This is a genomic window from Nostoc sp. (assembly GCF_036919495.1).
Lineage (GTDB): Bacteria > Cyanobacteriota > Cyanobacteriia > Cyanobacteriales > Nostocaceae > Nostoc.
In genome coordinates this window covers 1-2382 of record NZ_JBALBZ010000169.1, presented here as the reverse complement: position 1 = coordinate 2382, position 2382 = coordinate 1, and the positions used below count along the sequence as shown (strand labels likewise).

The 2382-nt window shown below is 41.5% G+C and carries 4 protein-coding genes; 2 read left to right on the top strand and 2 right to left on the bottom strand.

Translation table 11 applies throughout. The annotated features are described in order from the left end of the window. Positions 1–89 precede the first annotated feature (89 nt). Positions 90–560 (top strand): FGGY-family carbohydrate kinase, encoded by a 471-nt coding sequence (locus V7K25_RS23770; protein WP_335161177.1) that lies wholly within the window; start codon positions 90–92, stop codon positions 558–560. 45 nt (positions 561–605) lie between these two features. Here the strand turns inward: V7K25_RS23770 and V7K25_RS23765 are convergent, their stop codons facing one another. Further along, positions 606–1133 carry a hypothetical protein gene (locus V7K25_RS23765; RefSeq protein ID WP_442948112.1) on the bottom strand — a complete coding sequence of 176 codons (528 nt, stop codon included), beginning with the start codon at positions 1131–1133 and terminating at the stop codon, positions 606–608. Positions 1134–1371: 238 nt separating this feature from the next. On the opposite strand from V7K25_RS23765, the gene V7K25_RS23760 reads away from it, so the two are divergent. Continuing rightward, complete coding sequence (locus tag V7K25_RS23760; RefSeq protein WP_335161175.1) at positions 1372–1746, top strand: hypothetical protein; 375 nt, start codon at positions 1372–1374, stop codon at positions 1744–1746. Between the two features lie 48 nt (positions 1747–1794). Here the strand turns inward: V7K25_RS23760 and V7K25_RS23755 are convergent. Next, a partial coding sequence (locus V7K25_RS23755; protein ID WP_335161173.1) for a sensor histidine kinase occupies positions 1795–2382 on the bottom strand: 588 nt, incomplete at its 5' end.

Here is a 2382-nt window from a genome sequence, read left to right as displayed (position 1 = left end):
TGCCAAAACTGCTGCAAGAAGTCACTTACGATTTCTCCAAATTGATTAATTTTTATCGCTTTTTAATGTGAAGAAATATTTCGCCAACAGTGTCTGTGCTATTTCTACCCCACCTCGCAGGAGAACGCAGTCCCCACCTCGATCCAGATACTCGTGGTGCTTTGGTGAATTTGTCCTTAGCTCATACCCAGGCAGATATAACTCGTGCTGTGCTGGAGGGAGTTGCATTTAGCTTGCGGTCAGCATTGGAGGTAATTAGTGCGATCGCTCCCCTCGATCAACTCTTAGCAACGGGTGGAGGCGCACGTTCTCACATCTGGTTACAAATTTTAGCAGATATTTTGCAAACCAAACTTATTGCTCCCAAAGCCGAAGAAGGAGCTGCTTACGGAGCAGCTATTTTGGCAATGGTGGGGATTGGTGTTTACCCCAATTTAGAAACTGCACTCAAGATTTTACCGCAAGATAGTAATGTAGTACAGCCGCAGCCAAATCTTTTGTATGAAGCAGGTTTTAAGCGCTACAAACTACTTTACGATACTTTGAAAGCTGTTCGTTGATCTTGGACTTTTTACAAAAAATTTAAAAAAGTAAATACACACTCTTTATTGGCTTTGGATGTAACGAAAGTTCATATCTCCTTTATAGTCAGAAGCTTTCGCAAGATCCTTAAGGTTTTGCACGCCACTATAAAGATGTCCATTGATGACCCAAGTAGGAAAGCCAGGAACCTTCGCAGCTTTACATAAATCGGGATGAGGATTGATGCCTCTCTTGTCGCACTCAACTTGAATGTTGTTGTTGATAATCTGGTAGGCTTCTTTACCAAAAAGTAACTTCTGTTCGTGGCAATGAGGACACCACCAAGCAACGTATTCTTTTGCACCTATCTTCACCAAATGCTTTGCCAGGGCTATCTCTGCCTTGGTGGAAGTGGTGGTAATTTCCCAGCCGACTCCAGGCTGAGGGCGTTCCTTCGGGAGAAAGAAAATAATTGATGGGGACTTTTGGTTGTCCTTGGTCAGTGCAAGTGCTGTTGGTATTGGTGAATGGAGTGTAGAGCCGGAAAGAGTACTAACACAGATAATCGAGAGTGGTAACAGTGCAAGAAAAACAGGGTGTTTGATAACCATATTACATATATAAGGCTGAACAGTAATTTAGTAGTTGTTGAAGCTAATAATTGTACAGTTAAGATTGTAGTCTCTTGTGGAAAATGCCCCAGATTTTTGTCTGCGATCGCTTAACCACTACAATATATTTTCTAAATATGGGAATTTTGTGTAAATTTAACCACATATTAATAACTAAAGTTTACAATATAATTACTGAAGCTAATCTAGCTACAACCAAATGGCTAAGGTTCGACCCATGACTGATAATAAACAAATTGTCTCCCACCTCACTCAACAAAAACCAAGACAAGTTTTGGTTGTAGCTCCTTGTGAACTCGCTATCCATCATCGTCACAGACAATCCTTTCAGACACCACCCACTTTAAGCAGTTGCATTCTCAAAATCATCGCTAATTTGTCTATCGTCAGCGCTATGTTGTTTGGCATCAGTGCATTAGGCTACTGGGGATTAGAAATCGTTGAAGCTAACACAATCCCGACCATAGAAGGCAGATATGATTGGCAAACCCAAAAGCATATTTGTTTTGGTTGGATGCTAGTTACTTTTTCTAGCTTTCTTGGGAGTGCTTCTTTTGATGATGAATTTCACGCTATTAAATTCAGAGGATAGAGTTCAAAATAAGAATTTATCACTTTGCACAAATGGAGAAAGCAGGGTTTAGACAGAAGGTAAGCGGACGGTGAAACAAGTTCTACCTGGCTGTGACTCAAATGAGAGCGTACCGTGATGGCGATTTTCTACAATCCGGCGAACGGTTTCCAAACCGAGTCCTGAACCACGCCCTACTGATTTAGTGGTGAAGAAAGGTTCAAAAATGCGGGTTTTAATTTCAGGTGGAATTCCACTACCAGAATCGATGATGTCAATATGGGCAAAGCGATCGCAATGCTGTGTTGTAATTTCCATCAGTCCCTTACCATCCATTGCATAAATGGCGTTGTCAATTAAGTTTGTCCACACCTGATTGAGTTCGCTGCCATAAGCAAGGATTTTGGGAAGATGTTGATCGTAATTGCGTTGTACTTGAATACCGCATTTGAGTTGATAAGCAAACAATCGCAATGTATCTTCTAAACCTTGATGCACATTCACTTCTTGCTGAACGCCTTGGTCGAGGTAAGAGTATGACTTCATCGCTTGCACAAGTTCAGAAATCCTCTCGGCTCCTCGCAAACCATGTTTAATCATTGATATGACTTCAAACGAGAGCGATAGCCAGTGCAATCCCATCTCTCGCAATTCAGT